Source organism: Alkalibacterium olivapovliticus (assembly GCF_003003275.1).
Lineage (GTDB): Bacteria > Bacillota > Bacilli > Lactobacillales > Carnobacteriaceae_A > Alkalibacterium > Alkalibacterium olivapovliticum.
The window spans coordinates 1-15051 of the sequence record NZ_PVTO01000013.1; the positions used below are offsets into that span (position 1 = coordinate 1).

Here is a 15051-nt window from a genome sequence, read left to right on the forward strand (position 1 = left end):
AAATAATTCGTTTAAGTCACCTTTTGTGGCTATAGTCTGTAAGATATCTGTAGTAAAATTGTTCATAGGGAAGTCCTCTTTTCTGTGAATGTAGTGTGGTAACTCTATTCTACAGAAGGGGCTTCCTTTTTTCTATTTACACAAGATATTTTACACTCTCATTATGGCTGACTCAACGTGTGATTTATCACAAGAGGTATTGGAACACTATAATATTAGCGTGGCTCCTTTAAACATCGAAATTGAAGGCGTTAACTATCGTGATAAAATAGATATCACATCAGATGAATTTTTCGAACGATTACCTGACATGAAAGAACTACCGAAGACTGGAGCGTCTAGTCCAGAAGTCTACCTAAAGCTTATTGAAGAGGCTTTAAAAGAAGGCTATACCGAGTTTTTATGCATTTGTATGTCTAGTGGAACAAGTGCGTCTTACCAGGCTGCAGAAATTGCAAGAGAGTCATTTTATGAAAAATATACAGGAACAGATGTGAAAGTTCATGTGGTAGATTCCTGGTCAATGAGTCATGGAAGTGGCTGGCTGATACTAAAATCTGCACAATTACTTGAAGAAGGCTATACATTTGAGGCGTTAGTAGAGTTCTGTGAAACGCATAAGAAACGCGTGAAACACTTTTTATGTGTGGATGACTTATACAACTTAACAAAAAGTGGCCGTATTTCAAATGCGGGAGCCTTTATTGGCAGTCTGTTGCAAGTCAAACCGATTATGTCCATGAAAGAGACGAAAGGGGCCATCGTGGCGAAAGTAAGAGGCACCAATAAAGCGCTGAAATATTATATGGACGAATTTCAGAAACGGGTTGACCCTGATTGGACCAATTTCATTATTATCGGGTATTCAAATGAAAAGAGCATTGCCAAGGAGCTTGAAGACAGAATCAAGCTGAAAACAGATTTTTCAGGGATTATCCATATCATGCAGATGGGTGTTGCAGTCGGGACACATGTCGGCTTAGGCGGCTTATCACTGTTCTTTATGGAAAAAGAAACAATGTAAATCAAGGCAAGTCCTTCAGGCTGATTTGGTGCTTTTTTCTTATAAGGTGAGACTGCACGTGTATCAAAAGGCACTAAAAAATCAATGACTAGTGTTGCTAGGAGAGTATTTTGATGAGAGTAACAGCAAAAATGATAGACAAGGAACTGAGAGTCAGAGGGTATCTCTATAATCAACTAGTCAGCAGATATCAGTAAAAAGGCGACCGCTTTCTTCACAGCTTCTTTCAAGCATGCGGTAGATACTTATTTTGCAGAGCAGGACTAGTTCTACAGAGCTCTATCATAACGGGATAGTTCAATAAGGATAAGATAGAGCGAGTAGTGTGAAAATTTATACTATAAAATCATAAGGAGCAATTAAATTGGAACAAATTCGATTTGAAGCACCCACAGATTACTATGATGAACGCATATCAGAAACAGATGAACAAATCTGTAGACTTATTAAACAACGCAAAGAATTATCTGATAACAACCCTGGTTTTCCAACCAAAAACTATATTACAGACTGGTCAAAAAAATACGATTTTGAGGAACTGTTTTTGAACTATGTATTTGCAGATTTTTTAAATGAAGAGTTTTATAAACCTGCTATAGAGCCTAAGAATTTTCAGAAAAACATTCCGGTCTTAAAGGCTATTGAAAAAAAGGATACTTTTTACTCGGTCACTTTAGTTCGTCAGTTTGAAAATGTAAGTGTGGTCCATTTTAATATTAACAGTAACGCTACAGATGAATCGTCTGAATGGGACCATACTGAATTTAAACATTATAAACTTTCAATAAAATCAGAGGATACTCAATTTGAATGCCGAAACGAAGGCGGAGGCGGGAACTCAGGTAACCACTCGTATACCTTCATTGTATCGCCCGCTTTGCCTGATGATGTGTCACAGTATAACTTTGTTTTCACGGAATATAGTCTGCCATCTAAAAAAGATACAGATTTTGAATTTGTTATTTAAGGTTTAGCTAAGTGGTGAGTAGTTCACTTCATTCCAAGAAAGAAGCAGCTATAGAGTTGTCAATAAATCATTCGATCTATGGAGGAAAACGGTATGCTATCTAAAAAGAAAGCTACTTTAGTTATAGGTTCATTCTTTATACTTATATTTATTGTTATTGGCTCTGTTCTCTTATTCCAATACAGAGAAATCAGTTATATAGATAATCAAATAGCAGCCAATGCCTGGGACACTAGCATTGTATCGGAACAGACACGCTATGATTCAAAAATCGGTGAATTCTATAAAGAGTATATCTATGACTATAGAGTAAGAGAAACGTTTGATTCTAAGGAGAAATATGTTATTACAGGTATATTTTTAGATAATACCGGGCTTGACGATCTCCATATGCCGTATCAATTTGCTATAAAATGAAAATCAAATCAAGTCCACTTATTTCTCAGAAAGCTCACTAGTAAGCAGAATTTATAAGTTTGAGGTGAATAAAGATGAACCGGACACTAAACGAAGAGTTGATTTACGAAATCCTTTCAGTGGTCGAAGAAATTCCAGTAGGGAAAGTGGCGACGTACGGGCAGATCGCCGGGCTGATCGGACGAGAGAGAAATGCCCGCTTGATTGGTCGCGTGTTGAGTATGGCAGAATTTTACGGGCGTTACCCTTGCCACAGAGTAGTGAATCAGGCAGGAAGGCTGGCTCCTGGCTGGAAAGAACAGAGAGGTTTGCTGGAGGGTGAAGGAGTCCCGATGAAGAATGAAACCCATGTGGCTATTAAACTTTACCAATGGGAATGTTGATTAAACATATAGGTCGGTTAGGACACTTATTAAATGAGTAGCATTAAAATATTGGAAAACTTCTTAAGATAAGCAGATTTAGACAGAAGTCAGGACGGTAAAGCTCTCTACTTCTTTAGATAAAATGTAATCTTTAGTAGTAGCCTGTATTTATTAGGAAACTTCTTGAGATCAAGACGTTTTACCTTGTGGAGATGAATCAATTCTTGCCTATTACCGTGAAAACAGAGAAGTTCCGACCGGTTTCCGGTCGGAACTTCTCTGTTTATAGGTTAATTAATACTCCAGTGCTTTCAATTCTTCTATGGTTACGTCCTGTTCTTCATAGTTATCGACCATGAAGCCACTTAAGTTTGAAAATTCTTTATAAAAGATATCGTAGGCAGTCATATCAGAATTGAAGTTGCCGTCATTCAATTTCATGATCAACTCTTTTGTTTTAGCCTGCGTGTCGCTGTCGAGTTCCCAGCTGTCGGGTCTCAAACGGCCCATTTCATCGTATTCAGGATTACTGCCGTATATCATTTCACGGTAGATGCGGTCCTGATGCATGATGGGTGTTTCGTGGGTCCCTTTTTCATCCATAATTTTGTAAAGTCCGATGCAATAGACAGGGAAAAAGGGAATGACTGAACTGGCTTTAGTCGTAACAGCAGTAGCGACGACAATCAGAGCTTTTCCGTTGATGTCTTTCAGCAGTGCGTTGATGTTGTCTGCTTTTTCGTCGCAATCCGCTTTTGCACGTCCAAGTGTTCCGCCACCATAATAAGGGTGGTTCAATTCTGTTCCCAGATAAGAGTAATTCGTTGTCAGCACACCTTCAGTCAGCACATCTGCTTCTTTGAGCGCTCTCATCCAAAGTTCCCAGTCTTCTCCTCCCATGACTTTAACGGTATCATGGATTTCCTGATCAGTTGCCGGATCAAGTGTTTCTGTAAAAAAGGTCTGTTTCTGCATGTTGATGTTCGGTCCTACTACGGGCTCACCAATCGCTTTAATTGATGACATATAGGTTTCGCCGGTATCCGGATCAGTTCGTCGGCCGCTTGCCAAACTGTAAACGACTAAATCAACTTTGCCGCCAAATTCGTTCTTTATGTAATCAATGACCTCCTGTTTGCTTTCATGGCTAAAGGCATCCATCACGAAATTTTTAGCAATCAAGCCTTCTTTTTCAGCTTCTTCTTTAAAGGCAATGTTGTTGTACCAACCGGCAGTTCCCAGATTCCGTTCGCTTTTTGGTCCTTTTTCATAAGACAGGCCGATCGTATCTGCTCCTGCACCGAAAGCCAGACTAATTCGTGTCGCTAAACCGTAGCTGGATGACGCACCAATGATCAACACCTTTTTAGGAGCTTCATAGGGTCCTTTATTTTTTACATAGTCGATTTCATTTAACACTTCTTGTTTAAGGCCAAGTGGATTGACCCCTAAGGCCACATTACCCCGAATATTCTGCTTGAATTGCACCATAATTAATTTTCCCCCTAGTAACTTGTTATAGGAATATAATAGCAGAAAAAATGGCTATTTAGAAATTATTTTGAATATCAAAGTAAATTGTGATATTGATTGCACGATTAGCAATGCAATAGGGGATAATATACTTTTGATTGTGAAAGGGTACGAAAGGGATCAAAATCTGCTAGACTGAACTAAAGCAGATTTTGTTTCCGAATTAAAAATGCTATAATCTGACTATCATAATAGGCTAACCATTAGACTGGTATACTAATCAGCATTTACCGTAAAAGAGGGAAAAGATGAGAAGGAATAGACAAATAGGTTTAACGCAAACGCTCTACGCCACGTATTTAATAGCAACTGCCGTATCACTATTTATAGCGTATAAGGATATAGGGAGCGATAGTGCATTTAACTTTGTGCTCGGCTACCTCTTTTTTACATTTTTTATGTTAGTTTACATACCTGTCACTTTTATCATGAATCTGGTTAATGTCAAATGGGCAGATATAAGAAAAAGGGCAGTTGTATTCCTTTGTCTGTTTATACTAGTTGGCACCTTAACGTATACATTAACTTATCTCTTTAGACCTGAATCAACTGATTTAGTCAGAACGCTGTCTATAAGCTTGGGCGTATCGTTTGGAATTGGTTTCTCTGATTTTATATTTTTCAACAGGAAACAGAAGAAGTAGACTAAATCGCTACGTATGAACTCTTTGCATCTGTTGTTTCAAACTCAGTATATTTAAGCCAATAGTTACGACTAGGAGTATAGCGGCTCCCCAGTTTAGAGTAAATGTCGTATCTTCTAGTGCTCCCCAGTCTTGAATCTGGACTAAATAAGTAGTATAGGCTAGTTGAAACCACAAGGCAGTTGCACAAGCACTTAAACTAAGCAAAACTTTAACAGAAATAGGACGCTCTATCTTTTTCGTGTTCAAGATACTAGAAGCGGGAATAGACCAGGCTATTATTCCAAAAATCAGGCTGCCTATGTTAAGCCAACCGTAATCAATAAAGTCAGGCATCATTTTATCATCTCCTTAGGTTTAAGTCAGTCCTATTATAATCCCTTAAAGGTAAGAATCATACTCTTTTTATAGACTACTAGACCAAACAGCTGCGAATGAAAGTGGAATTTGGAGTACACTAAAAAATAATACCTCATTAAGGAGTGTGCTGTGATGAATGAGCAAAATCAGAAAGTAAAAGAGGATAAACTGATGGAGGAGATCTCAAAAGGCAAAGCGTCGTCTTGGTTCGGAGTGTTTTTGTTCCTCACAATCATCACTGTCATGATTATTCTGGTGTTTTTGGGTTTCATACTAATGTATTTTATGAATTCGTAAAAAAGAGTATCCCTTGTACTGTGAATCAAGCGCGAGTCATATAAGGACTGCTTAAATCTTGGAGAAAAATGAGAGAGGAGTGACTGCATGAAACATAAAGGAACTGAAACATTAGAGTCCAATCGATTGCTGCTAAGAAAGTTTACTGTGGAAGATGCAGATTTAATGTATGAAAACTGGGCGAAGGATGAAGACGTTACTCAGTATTTGACCTGGCCTGCTCATCGAAATACTGATGAGACACGTTCTTTGCTAAAGCACTGGGTATCACAATACAAAGAACTGGATACATACAGGTGGTGTATTGAGTTGAAAGAAGATGAGGTTCCTGTAGGGAGTATTAGTGTCGTTTCATTAGATTCAAGGGTGGAATCCGCGGAAATTGGCTACTGTATCGGCAAAAGTTACTGGAGGAATGGATTGACAACTGAGGCAGTTCAAACAGTGGTCAGTTTCTTGTTTGACCGAGTCGGTATTAATCGGGTAGAAGCTCATATTGATCCAAGAAACGAAGGATCCGGACAAGTGTTAGTAAAGTCCGGTTTCATTTACACTGGCTTAAGACGACAAGTAGCCGTCAACAACAGAGGCATCTGTGATATCATGACATATGAGCTATTAAAAGAAGACGTTCTTTCTACTTAAAGAAGGTACGATTTTAGAATCTGGTAATAGTTATGACTGTCGAACGCTTTAGTAAAGAAAAATAGCTATAGAGGAGGTCTATGATGATTGAATTTTTTGGTTGGAAGTTTCACTTTTCAGATAATTTAAAACTCTATCTGGATGATGAAATGCAGAGAATGGCACTGTTGACACCGGGGGACGATGATATACATATTACAGCTGAAGTTATAAATGATCAGCTGGTGTTTAACCCGCGCTGGAACATCAAAATTATTTTCATAGGGGATAAAGAGCTGAAATTCGTTACGAATAGCTGACTTTTTTTCTATAGGAATGCTGCACATTACTGAATGAAATTCAGCGTGTATTATCGTAACCAAAGGAGGCAAACATGTTTAAGCGTGATTTTAAATATTTCCTTACGTTTCTCGTTGTGTATGTGACAATGAGTGTGGCCGCTGGTTATTGGTTGCATGGGTCTTTTAATATAGTATCCTGGCTAGAAAATATTCTTTTATTTTGGGTTCCTGCTATTTTGGTCTTCAAATTTTTAAACAGAAAAAATAAAAAAGATGATCAGGAGAATGATGATCTTTAGTTCGAAGGTTATGAGTCCCCCCTATTTTTAGAAGAGGCATTAAAAGTGACTGCCTGGTGAAACGACTTTAGAAGAGGAGAGATAGGAATGAACATTACACCTGTAAAAGCATTTTCGGATAATTATATCTGGGTCATTGAAGAAAAACAGGATGCCATTGTAGTTGATCCTGGAGAAAGTGAAGGTGTTTTACGCTATTTGAAGGACAATCAGCTGAATCTGCACGCTATTCTTTTAACGCATGAACATGATGACCATATCGGTGGAGTAAGGGCTATTTTAACAGCGTTCCCGGAGACGCCGGTCTATGGACCAAAAGAAACAGAGCGTTTAGCGGACCATGTCGTTGAAGATGGTGACTTCTTTACATTACTGTGCCACAGCTTCCATGTGCTTAAAACAGCCGGTCATTCTCATGAGCATATTAGCTTTCTGACGGGAGACAGTCTGTTTTGTGGAGATGCCTTGTTCTCAGGAGGATGCGGGCGTGTATTCACAGGCGATTATCAGGCACAATATGATGCGCTACAGACGTTTAGTCAGTTGGATGATAAAGTACACGTCTATGCCGGACATGAGTACACACAGACGAATTTGCGCTTTGCGCAGTCTGTTGAGCCTTCAAACCAAGCTATCAATGAGGAGCTGGATGAGGTTAATCGTCTGAGAGAGAAGGATATCCCCACTTTGCCGTCAACGATTGGGAAGGAAAGGCGAATCAACTTGCTGATGCAGGCAGAAAACGTAGAGGATTTCGCTTTATTGAGAACGGCTCGAGATCAATTCAGCTAAGTTCACTGTGAAAGAAGCAAAGAAAGGATCGGGGAAATCTTTAAAAATCCCTCGATTCTTTTAATTTTGATACCTTCCAAAAAAATAGTGAAAAAAAGCACAATGTCGAGTGCATTTAGTATGAATCTTGAAGCGCTCTGATATAATGAGGGTAAGATGAACGTTTTCATCAACCGCCTATCTATTCCTTACATACCACATTACAGGAGGGATAAAATGAAGGCGTTATCATTTGTTGATGTTAATCAGAAGCAACTCGTTGACAAGGACAAACCCCAGATCCAAAACAGTACTGATGCAGTGATACGATTGGTGAAAACAACGATTTGCGGAACAGATTTACACATACTAGCAGGTCACGTTCCTGAAGTACCAAAGGGATCGACTATTGGACATGAAGGGATCGGAGTGGTTGAAGATGTTGGTAGTGGGGTATCAAACTTCAAAGTTGGAGATAAAGTATTGATTTCATGTATTACCTCATGTGGCAAGTGTCACTACTGTAAGAAAGGGCTCTATGCTCACTGTGAAGATGGGGGATGGATTTTAGGGCACTTAATAGACGGAACTCAGGCGGAGTATGTCAGGATTCCGCATGCAGATAATAGTCTGCATCATGTACCGAAAGGAATCGATGATGACAGTCTGGTCATGCTCAGCGATATTTTCCCGACAGGCTTAGAAATTGGCGTTCTGTCAGGACAAGTGGAGCCTGGGTCGATAGTAGCCATCATTGGTTCTGGACCGATTGGGATGGCAGCTCTTTTGACGGCACAATTCTACTCCCCCGGTAAACTCATCATGGTGGATCTGGATGACAACCGTCTTGAGATGTCAAAACAGTTTGGCGCAACGCATACGATTAATTCTAAAGATCCAGAAGAAGCAATCAAACAAATCATGGATCTGACTGACGGCATTGGGGTAGATGTGGCAATGGAAGCTGTAGGGTATCCACAGACCTTTGATATTTGTCAGAAAATTGTCGCACCAGGCGGTAGAGTTGCCGTTATTGGTGTACATGGAGAAAGTGTTGAACTCCATCTGGAAACATTATGGATCAAGAATATCAACCTTTCTACTGGATTAGTCAGCACATACACGACACCTATGCTGCTTAAAACGGTAGAGGCGGGCAAACTCGTTCCTAACGAACTAGTCACTCACCATTTCCACTTTACTGATATTTTGGAAGCGTACAAAACCTTTGAAAATGCTGCAGAAAATAAGGCACTGAAGCTGATAATTGATTTTGAGTAACTGTGTTTAAATAAAAGACGGCTGTGATGATTTAGTCAGTATCTGGTTTCTTATTGAATAAGGTGAGGTGAAGAGATCAGGTAGTGTAAAAACTATCTGATCTCTTTTATAGCCAAAAAAATGAAACGGTCTAATCAACCAGTGAAGGGTATCCATTTAACTGTATTTTGAGTCAATCATTTGCAATTATATTGTTATTTAATTAGGATTAAAAGAACGTGAACAGTTTATATGTTTACATTATCGAACTGATTCACAACAATGATGCAGTATTTAAATGGAGGACAGGTGTATGAGTATCGGTGAATTAGGGTTTGTTATTTTGGCAGCTGTATTTTGGGGCCTTTCTGGAGGGTTGAGCGGTTTTTTAATGGATAAAGGCTGGGATCCTCTTATTATTGCTTTTTATAGAGGATTCGTAGGGTTGATCTGTATCAGTATCTGGTACGCTATCAAACCAACCAGGTGGAATAAGAAGTTGATTCTCTGGTCGATTCTTGCGGGCGTTGGTGTAGCCGGTAATTTCATATTTTATAATATCAGTATATCAGAGGCCAGTGTAGCTGTTGCAGCAACATTAATGTATACAGCACCCATTTTCGTCCTTCTTATCTCGTTTATATTTAAGCTTGAGAAGGCAACACTGTTTAAAGGTATGGCTATTTTAAGTGTGTTAGCCGGAGTTATCCTCATGACTGAGGTATACAGCATTGACTCTGACAGTGTAACGCTTCTTGGAATCGCTGCAGGATTAGGCGCAGGGGTGTCGTATGCGTTGTTTCTGTTTGGATTCAAATATGCCTCACGTCACGGGAAACCCCAAAACGTTCTGACAGCAGCATTCCTTACATTTTCTCTGTTGATGCTGTTTGTCATTGACTACAGTGAAACCATTTCGGTACTGTCCTCCCCTGACATTGCCTGGGTGGTATTGCTGGGATTATTCGGTGCGGGTCTGTCATTTTATTTGTACGTAAAGGGTTTAGAACGGACATCCCCATCCACAGCGTCGGTTGCTGCGATGGTAGAACCAGTCACGGCTTCTCTTTTCGGCGTGGTGGTTTTGAGTGAAATACTGACAGGAATTCAGCTTATAGGAATGGGTATCATACTGGCTACTGTCACATTTTTAAGCTTTAAAAAAGAATAAGAACCAGCTCGATTCTTTACCGTAAACGGAGGTCTGATGTCACTCAGTATAGAAGGGGAGAGGAGTCTGCCTGTTTGTACAGATTAGGTTTCAATACTCCAGCAATAGCTGTTATTAATCAGACCTCTCTAACCCTTTTAAGTAACGAGACAGGAATTTAAACGGACAGTAATGCTATAATAATAAATAAGTCACTAACCTTTAGGAGGCAACAGTAAAATGGAAGCGTTTGAGCACGGCTATGTTGAAACGAATGGTATTAATTTACATGTTGTGCAGCACGGTCCAGAGGATGGAGAAATCGTTCTGCTGCTGCACGGTTTTCCGGAGTTCTGGTATGGCTGGCATCATCAAATCACTTATCTGGCTAATAGGGGGTACCGCGTATGGGCTCCGGACCAGAGGGGCTATAATCTAAGTGATAAGCCCAAGAAAACGCATGACTACGAGATGAATCAGCTTGTTAAAGATGTGGTGGGACTGATCAAAGCGACTAAACAGGAAAAAGTCTATCTGGTCGGGCATGACTGGGGAGGAATAGTCGCCTGGAGAGTGGCTAGAGCATATCCAGAACTGCTCAAAAAGCTTGTGATTTTGAATGCGCCTCATTCAGGAGCACTGCGTCATCATATTAAAAAGCACCCCACACAACTGCTCAAAAGTTCATATATTCTATTCTTTCAGCTGCCCAGTATACCTGAGAAGCTGCTGAAGTCCGCTAACGGGAGAAATGCTGCCGAAGCGTTGCAGAAAACGAGCAATGAGGGAGCCTTCAGTGAAGAGGATCTGACCGAATACAAAAAGGCATGGGCAAGACCAAGAGCGATGCAGTCGATGCTCAACTGGTATCGGGCCAATGCGAAAAATATGGCATCCTCTAAAGTGTCAAAACAAGTAACCGTTCCGACTCAGATCATCTGGGGAGAAAATGATCAGTTTCTAGGAAAAGAGATGGCCACAGAAAGCCTGAAGTTCTGTGACAACGGACGGGGAATTCTGCTCAGTGATGCGACGCATTGGCTCCATCATGAACAACCGGACCGCGTCAGTATAATGATCAGTGACTTTCTGACAGATTAGAGGGTTGAAAAGATAAGAAACTAACCTAAACTAAAAAAGAAAAGAGTGTGTCAAATGATTAAAGGCATTCACCATAAAGCATTTCACGTAGTCGATATGGATAAGACGTTAGAATTTTACTGTGATAAACTGGGGTTCGAGCGATCATTCGATCTCGACACAGATGAAGGAGAGCCCTGGATCGTCTACGTCAAGATTGCAGAAAACTCATTTATTGAATTTTTCTATGACGGTTCAAAAGAAGACAAGAATCAGCTGGATCATATCTGTTTTGAAGTGGATGATATAAATGAAGCTGCTGGGCGGGTCAAAGACAAAGGGATCCCGTTTTCACAAGAAGTATCAAAAGGGAAAGACAATAATTATCAGTTCTGGATTAGAGATCCGGACGGGAACTGGCTGGAGTTTATGGAGATGCAGCCAGATTCGCCTCAAATGAGAAGCTAAAAAAACTAGCTTGCGACAGCCTTACTCAGGCAAAGTGTCGTAAGCTAGTTTTCTTATGATATCCTCGTATTCCGGGTAACGATTCAGTAAGTCGTTCTTCGTAAACAATGTAAACTCGGAAAAATCAAAACCAGGAATGACTGTACAGCTGACTAAGGCGTAACCTTCTTCTACAGAAGATCCAAAAATGGTTCCAGCAGGCACTGTGTACTGCAATTGACCGTCCAAGCCTAGAATCGTCTGACTATATGAACCGTCAGGCTGCAGGGAATGAACAGTCAACGGATTTCCTGCATGATAAAACCAGATCTCGTCTGAGGATAGTCTGTGAAAATGGGAGGGACTATCCTCAGTCAGTAGAAAGTAGATACTGGTGTATAGCGGTAGTTTTTTTGAAGAAGTAGAATAGGTTTCTTCTGACCGCTCAATCTGTCTGTAGTACCCGCCTTCAGGGTGAGGTTTCAATCCTAGCTCATCGATCCATTGTTGAACGCGTTTCACGTGAAACACTCCTTTTAAGTTGATATATAGCGTTTTAACGGTTATTTATGACTCCTTTTCAGTCCTCTTGGATAGGCTTAGATGCACACTCAGTGGTCTGCTGCTGTTCTTTTCTCAATTCTAACAGTCAGTACTGATAGCATGAGCGTTAAAAGTATCAGAAAAACTGGAAAAAGTTCCATACTGATATTCTGGAATAATACACCAAATAAAGGAGGTAGTGTAGTGATGCCGATAGATCCTGAAGCTATCTGAACTCCAATGACACTGCTGGATTTCGCTTCACCAAAGCGACGGGGCGTTTCGTGCATCATAGTCGGGAAAATAGCGGCACAGCCAAGGCCAATGAGTCCCAATCCAAGATACAGCAAAGCTGTAGAACCAAACATCATGGCGATTATTCCGAGGAGCAGAATACCAAAGCTGACATAGAGCATCTTCTGATTCGACAACCAGAACGTGACAAATCCGGACAAGATACGACCCAGTGTCAGGCTCGTAAAGAAAATTGACAGGATGAAACTGGCTGTAGAAGGGGTGAGGTTTTTGGTGGTGATCAGATACGTACTTCCCCATAGGAAAACCGTTCCCTCAAGTGATACATAGACCAGAAAAGCCAGAAAGGAATAGAGGATACCCCTGTCTTTGATCAGTGCCGGAATAGAGAACGATTCTTTATGGGTACCGGTCTGCACCTCTTTATCCTTCTTCCATGATGGCAGTGACAGAAACAAGACGAGGGCGATCATCATCTGGATCACGGCTATAATGACATACCCCATTCGCCAGGAAAACTGACTGCGTAGAGTGAAGCCCATAATCAGGGGGCCCATTGTCGCACCGATCCCCCAGAACGCATGCAGCCAGTTCATATGGTAGGCTTCAAGGTTGACTGAGACATAATCATTCAGAGAGGTGTCGATCGCTCCTGCCCCAAAACCGAGGGGAATGGCTGCTATAAGTAGAAAATAAAAATGCTGGGACAACGAAAAGCCAGTCAGTCCAACAGACGTGAGCAGGACACTCGTGAAAATAAGATTGCCTGTCCCTATTTTCTTCAGGAGACGAGGAGTCTGCAGACTCGAAATGACGGTACAGACAGCAACAGCCATTGAGATGAGACCCGCAGCACTTTGTTCGACCGGAAAATCATTGATCATTTCCGGCCAGGTCACGCCTAAAAGTGAATCAGGCAGTCCAAGACTTATGTATGTAAGGTAAATAATCAAGATAAAAAACAGTTTTTTCAAAATTAATCCTCCGTTAGTTAACGTAATATGAATAAGCTCAAATCTAAAAGACAGTAGCGGCTGTGTGCGCTAATTGCTTATCATCTCCTAAATATAATCAAAGGACAGTCTGAAGTCAAAAGGTTTGTCACCGTTTGAAGTATTACTCATAAAAGAAGCAGTTCCCTCCTGAAAAGAGAGAACTGCCTTTTTTATAGTGTGATGGGTGCGCCAGGTCCGATGGGCAGGCCAAGTGCATACCAGACGGTGAGCAAAATGAGCCAACCGACCAGGAATGCTCCAGAATAAGGCAGCATAGTGGACACGACTGAACCAATACCGGCATCTTCATCGTACTTCTCAAAATAAGCAACAATCATGACGAAGAAGGGCATAAGAGGTGTAATGATGTTCGTCGTTGAGTCTCCGATTCTAAAAGCCAGTTGAGTGACTTCCGGAGACAGCCCGACCTGAAGGAACATCGGGATAAAGATAGGGGCCATCATGACCCACTTAGCCGTGTCGACCGGCATGATAATATTTATGACCATTGTCAGCAAAATAAACAGCAATAAGAGAGGCAGACCCGTTAATCCAATCGTGGTCAGTAGTTGTGCACCATTGACAGATAGAATCGTTCCCAAGTTAGAGTGTGCAAAGAACGCAGTGAACTGGGCGGCAAAAAATATCAGCACTAAAAAGTTTGCGATACCTGCAATGCCTTCTGTCATCAGATCCGTTACATCTTTACTCTTTTTGATTTGTCTAGAGACGATCCCGTAAGCTATACCGGGTACAAGGAAGAAGACCATCATAAAGAATATAATACCGGTCATAAATGGAGACGTCAGTATTTCTCCTGTTTCAGGGTTTCTCAAAAGGGCATTCTCAGGGAGAACAAGGATACCCATGACGATCAGGAAAATCGCTTCAGCAATTCCTGCAAATTTCAGCCCTCTTTTTTCGTGTTGAGTAATAGCGTCGACCTGATCATCATCCGAGAAATGATACTTCGGCAGACGAGGCTCGACGATTTTATCGGTAATATAGGTCCCGATGATTGTGACCAGGAAAGTGGAGGCGACCATGAAGAACCAGTTTCCTGTAGGGTGAACGATATAATTCGGGTCTAGAATATTGGCAGCCTGAGTTGAAATACCGGCGTAGAGTGGATCGTTTGTCCCGAGCAGCAAGTTGGCAGTCCATCCTCCTGAGACACCAGCGTAAGCAGCGGCCAGGCCGGCAATCGGGTGACGTTTACTGGCAAAAAAAATGATAGCACCCAACGGTACCAGGACGATATAGCCAGTAGATGATGCAATATTGGACATGATGCCTAAAAATACGACCATGGCAGAAATAAAGGCCTTTGGCGTTTTAGAGACGATGCGTCTAAGTAAGACGGATAACATCCCAGTTCCTTCCATCACACTGACCCCAAGGACAATCGTAAAGACCGGACCCAGAGGGAAGAATGAAGTGAAATTGGAAATAACATTTGTCACCATATAATGAATACCGTCAATAGACAGCAGATTATTCACTGCTGTTGTGATGGATTCGATTTCGCCCGTTTCCGCATTAAACCCTTCGTAGGTGACAGACAGATCAAATTGGGCAGCAAGAGCTGATGCGGCAATGGTAATAAGAGCAAGTAAAACGAATAAAAATGCCGGATCAGGTAACTTATTTCCAATCTTTTCGATTACAGATAAAAACCGCTGATCTTTTTTTTGTTCTTTAGACACTAAAATTTCTCC

19 protein-coding genes are annotated in these 15051 nt (G+C 41.0%); 14 read left to right on the forward strand and 5 right to left on the reverse strand.

Going from position 1 to position 15051, the window contains the following annotated elements:
- The first annotated feature begins 163 nt into the window (after positions 1-163).
- The 4 genes from CLV38_RS07645 to CLV38_RS07660 all read left to right on the forward strand — a co-directional run bounded on the left by CLV38_RS07645 (position 164) and on the right by CLV38_RS07660 (position 2791).
- The gene (locus CLV38_RS07645; protein ID WP_106193622.1) at positions 164-1024 is read left to right on the forward strand and encodes a DegV family protein; all 861 of its coding nucleotides are present in this window, start codon (positions 164-166) and stop codon (positions 1022-1024) included.
- A 364-nt stretch (positions 1025-1388) separates the two neighbouring features.
- Positions 1389-1991: a hypothetical protein gene (locus CLV38_RS07650; RefSeq protein WP_106193625.1), complete on the forward strand. Its 603-nt coding sequence runs from the start codon at positions 1389-1391 to the stop codon at positions 1989-1991.
- A 93-nt stretch (positions 1992-2084) separates the two neighbouring features.
- A complete protein-coding gene (locus tag CLV38_RS07655) occupies positions 2085-2408 on the forward strand; it encodes a hypothetical protein (RefSeq protein WP_106193628.1) in 324 nt (107 codons plus the stop codon).
- Positions 2409-2482: 74 nt separating this feature from the next.
- The gene (locus CLV38_RS07660; protein ID WP_106193631.1) at positions 2483-2791 is read left to right on the forward strand and encodes an MGMT family protein; all 309 of its coding nucleotides are present in this window, start codon (positions 2483-2485) and stop codon (positions 2789-2791) included.
- A 276-nt stretch (positions 2792-3067) separates the two neighbouring features.
- Here the strand turns inward: CLV38_RS07660 and fabV are convergent, their stop codons facing one another.
- Positions 3068-4264, reverse strand: coding sequence for an enoyl-ACP reductase FabV (gene fabV, locus CLV38_RS07665; protein WP_211295437.1), 1197 nt, complete (start codon positions 4262-4264; stop codon positions 3068-3070).
- Positions 4265-4554: 290 nt separating this feature from the next.
- Here fabV and CLV38_RS07670 point away from each other — a divergent pair, with 290 nt between their 5' ends.
- On the forward strand, positions 4555-4950 hold the full coding sequence (locus CLV38_RS07670) for a hypothetical protein (protein ID WP_106193634.1): 396 nt from the start codon (positions 4555-4557) through the stop codon (positions 4948-4950).
- A gap of 9 nt (positions 4951-4959) precedes the next feature.
- On the opposite strand, the gene CLV38_RS07675 is transcribed toward CLV38_RS07670, so the two are convergent.
- Positions 4960-5289: a hypothetical protein gene (locus tag CLV38_RS07675; protein ID WP_106193636.1), complete on the reverse strand. Its 330-nt coding sequence runs from the start codon at positions 5287-5289 to the stop codon at positions 4960-4962.
- 153 nt (positions 5290-5442) lie between these two features.
- On the opposite strand from CLV38_RS07675, the gene CLV38_RS13735 reads away from it, so the two are divergent.
- The 9 genes from CLV38_RS13735 (at position 5443) to CLV38_RS07715 (ending at position 11561) form a co-directional block, all read left to right on the forward strand.
- The gene (locus CLV38_RS13735) at positions 5443-5607 is read left to right on the forward strand and encodes a hypothetical protein (RefSeq protein ID WP_170068846.1); all 165 of its coding nucleotides are present in this window, start codon (positions 5443-5445) and stop codon (positions 5605-5607) included.
- A gap of 87 nt (positions 5608-5694) precedes the next feature.
- Entirely contained in the window at positions 5695-6252 is a 558-nt protein-coding gene (locus CLV38_RS07680; RefSeq protein ID WP_106193639.1) for a GNAT family N-acetyltransferase, read from the forward strand.
- An 83-nt stretch (positions 6253-6335) separates the two neighbouring features.
- Positions 6336-6551, forward strand: a complete 216-nt coding sequence (locus CLV38_RS07685) for a hypothetical protein (protein ID WP_106193641.1) — start codon at positions 6336-6338, stop codon at positions 6549-6551.
- Positions 6552-6625: 74 nt separating this feature from the next.
- On the forward strand, positions 6626-6832 hold the full coding sequence (locus CLV38_RS07690; RefSeq protein ID WP_106193644.1) for a hypothetical protein: 207 nt from the start codon (positions 6626-6628) through the stop codon (positions 6830-6832).
- Between the two features lie 87 nt (positions 6833-6919).
- Positions 6920-7624 (forward strand): hydroxyacylglutathione hydrolase, encoded by a 705-nt coding sequence (gene gloB / locus CLV38_RS07695; protein WP_106193647.1) that lies wholly within the window; start codon positions 6920-6922, stop codon positions 7622-7624.
- 216 nt (positions 7625-7840) lie between these two features.
- Positions 7841-8884, forward strand: coding sequence for a zinc-dependent alcohol dehydrogenase family protein (locus CLV38_RS07700; RefSeq protein WP_106193650.1), 1044 nt, complete (start codon positions 7841-7843; stop codon positions 8882-8884).
- A 292-nt stretch (positions 8885-9176) separates the two neighbouring features.
- Positions 9177-10034 carry a DMT family transporter gene (locus CLV38_RS07705; RefSeq protein WP_106193652.1) on the forward strand — a complete coding sequence of 286 codons (858 nt, stop codon included), beginning with the start codon at positions 9177-9179 and terminating at the stop codon, positions 10032-10034.
- A 219-nt stretch (positions 10035-10253) separates the two neighbouring features.
- Positions 10254-11114 (forward strand): alpha/beta fold hydrolase, encoded by an 861-nt coding sequence (locus CLV38_RS07710; RefSeq protein WP_106193655.1) that lies wholly within the window; start codon positions 10254-10256, stop codon positions 11112-11114.
- 54 nt (positions 11115-11168) lie between these two features.
- A complete protein-coding gene (locus CLV38_RS07715; RefSeq protein ID WP_106193657.1) occupies positions 11169-11561 on the forward strand; it encodes a VOC family protein in 393 nt (130 codons plus the stop codon).
- Between the two features lie 21 nt (positions 11562-11582).
- Here the strand turns inward: CLV38_RS07715 and CLV38_RS07720 are convergent, their stop codons facing one another.
- The 3 genes from CLV38_RS07720 to CLV38_RS07730 form a co-directional block, all read right to left on the reverse strand.
- Positions 11583-12062, reverse strand: a complete 480-nt coding sequence (locus CLV38_RS07720; protein WP_106193660.1) for a cupin domain-containing protein — start codon at positions 12060-12062, stop codon at positions 11583-11585.
- Between the two features lie 89 nt (positions 12063-12151).
- Entirely contained in the window at positions 12152-13312 is a 1161-nt protein-coding gene (locus tag CLV38_RS07725; protein WP_211295438.1) for an MFS transporter, read from the reverse strand.
- 191 nt (positions 13313-13503) lie between these two features.
- On the reverse strand, positions 13504-15039 hold the full coding sequence (locus CLV38_RS07730; RefSeq protein WP_211295439.1) for an AbgT family transporter: 1536 nt from the start codon (positions 15037-15039) through the stop codon (positions 13504-13506).
- Between the last annotated feature and the right edge of the window lie 12 nt (positions 15040-15051).

Excerpts from the sequence above, each read along its gene's own strand:
- CLV38_RS07645 (WP_106193622.1), top strand. The coding sequence starts at position 164 with ATGGCTGACTCAACGTGTGATTTATCACAAGAGGTATTGGAACACTAT.
- CLV38_RS07655 (WP_106193628.1), top strand. The coding sequence starts at position 2,085 with ATGCTATCTAAAAAGAAAGCTACTTTAGTTATAGGTTCATTCTTTATA.
- CLV38_RS07660 (WP_106193631.1), top strand. The coding sequence starts at position 2,483 with ATGAACCGGACACTAAACGAAGAGTTGATTTACGAAATCCTTTCAGTG.
- fabV (WP_211295437.1), bottom strand. The coding sequence starts at position 4,264 with ATGGTGCAATTCAAGCAGAATATTCGGGGTAATGTGGCCTTAGGGGTC.
- CLV38_RS07670 (WP_106193634.1), top strand. The coding sequence starts at position 4,555 with ATGAGAAGGAATAGACAAATAGGTTTAACGCAAACGCTCTACGCCACG.
- CLV38_RS07675 (WP_106193636.1), bottom strand. The coding sequence starts at position 5,289 with ATGATGCCTGACTTTATTGATTACGGTTGGCTTAACATAGGCAGCCTG.
- CLV38_RS13735 (WP_170068846.1), top strand. The coding sequence starts at position 5,443 with ATGAATGAGCAAAATCAGAAAGTAAAAGAGGATAAACTGATGGAGGAG.
- CLV38_RS07680 (WP_106193639.1), top strand. The coding sequence starts at position 5,695 with ATGAAACATAAAGGAACTGAAACATTAGAGTCCAATCGATTGCTGCTA.
- CLV38_RS07685 (WP_106193641.1), top strand. The coding sequence starts at position 6,336 with ATGATTGAATTTTTTGGTTGGAAGTTTCACTTTTCAGATAATTTAAAA.
- CLV38_RS07690 (WP_106193644.1), top strand. The coding sequence starts at position 6,626 with ATGTTTAAGCGTGATTTTAAATATTTCCTTACGTTTCTCGTTGTGTAT.
- gloB (WP_106193647.1), top strand. The coding sequence starts at position 6,920 with ATGAACATTACACCTGTAAAAGCATTTTCGGATAATTATATCTGGGTC.
- CLV38_RS07700 (WP_106193650.1), top strand. The coding sequence starts at position 7,841 with ATGAAGGCGTTATCATTTGTTGATGTTAATCAGAAGCAACTCGTTGAC.
- CLV38_RS07705 (WP_106193652.1), top strand. The coding sequence starts at position 9,177 with ATGAGTATCGGTGAATTAGGGTTTGTTATTTTGGCAGCTGTATTTTGG.
- CLV38_RS07710 (WP_106193655.1), top strand. The coding sequence starts at position 10,254 with ATGGAAGCGTTTGAGCACGGCTATGTTGAAACGAATGGTATTAATTTA.
- CLV38_RS07715 (WP_106193657.1), top strand. The coding sequence starts at position 11,169 with ATGATTAAAGGCATTCACCATAAAGCATTTCACGTAGTCGATATGGAT.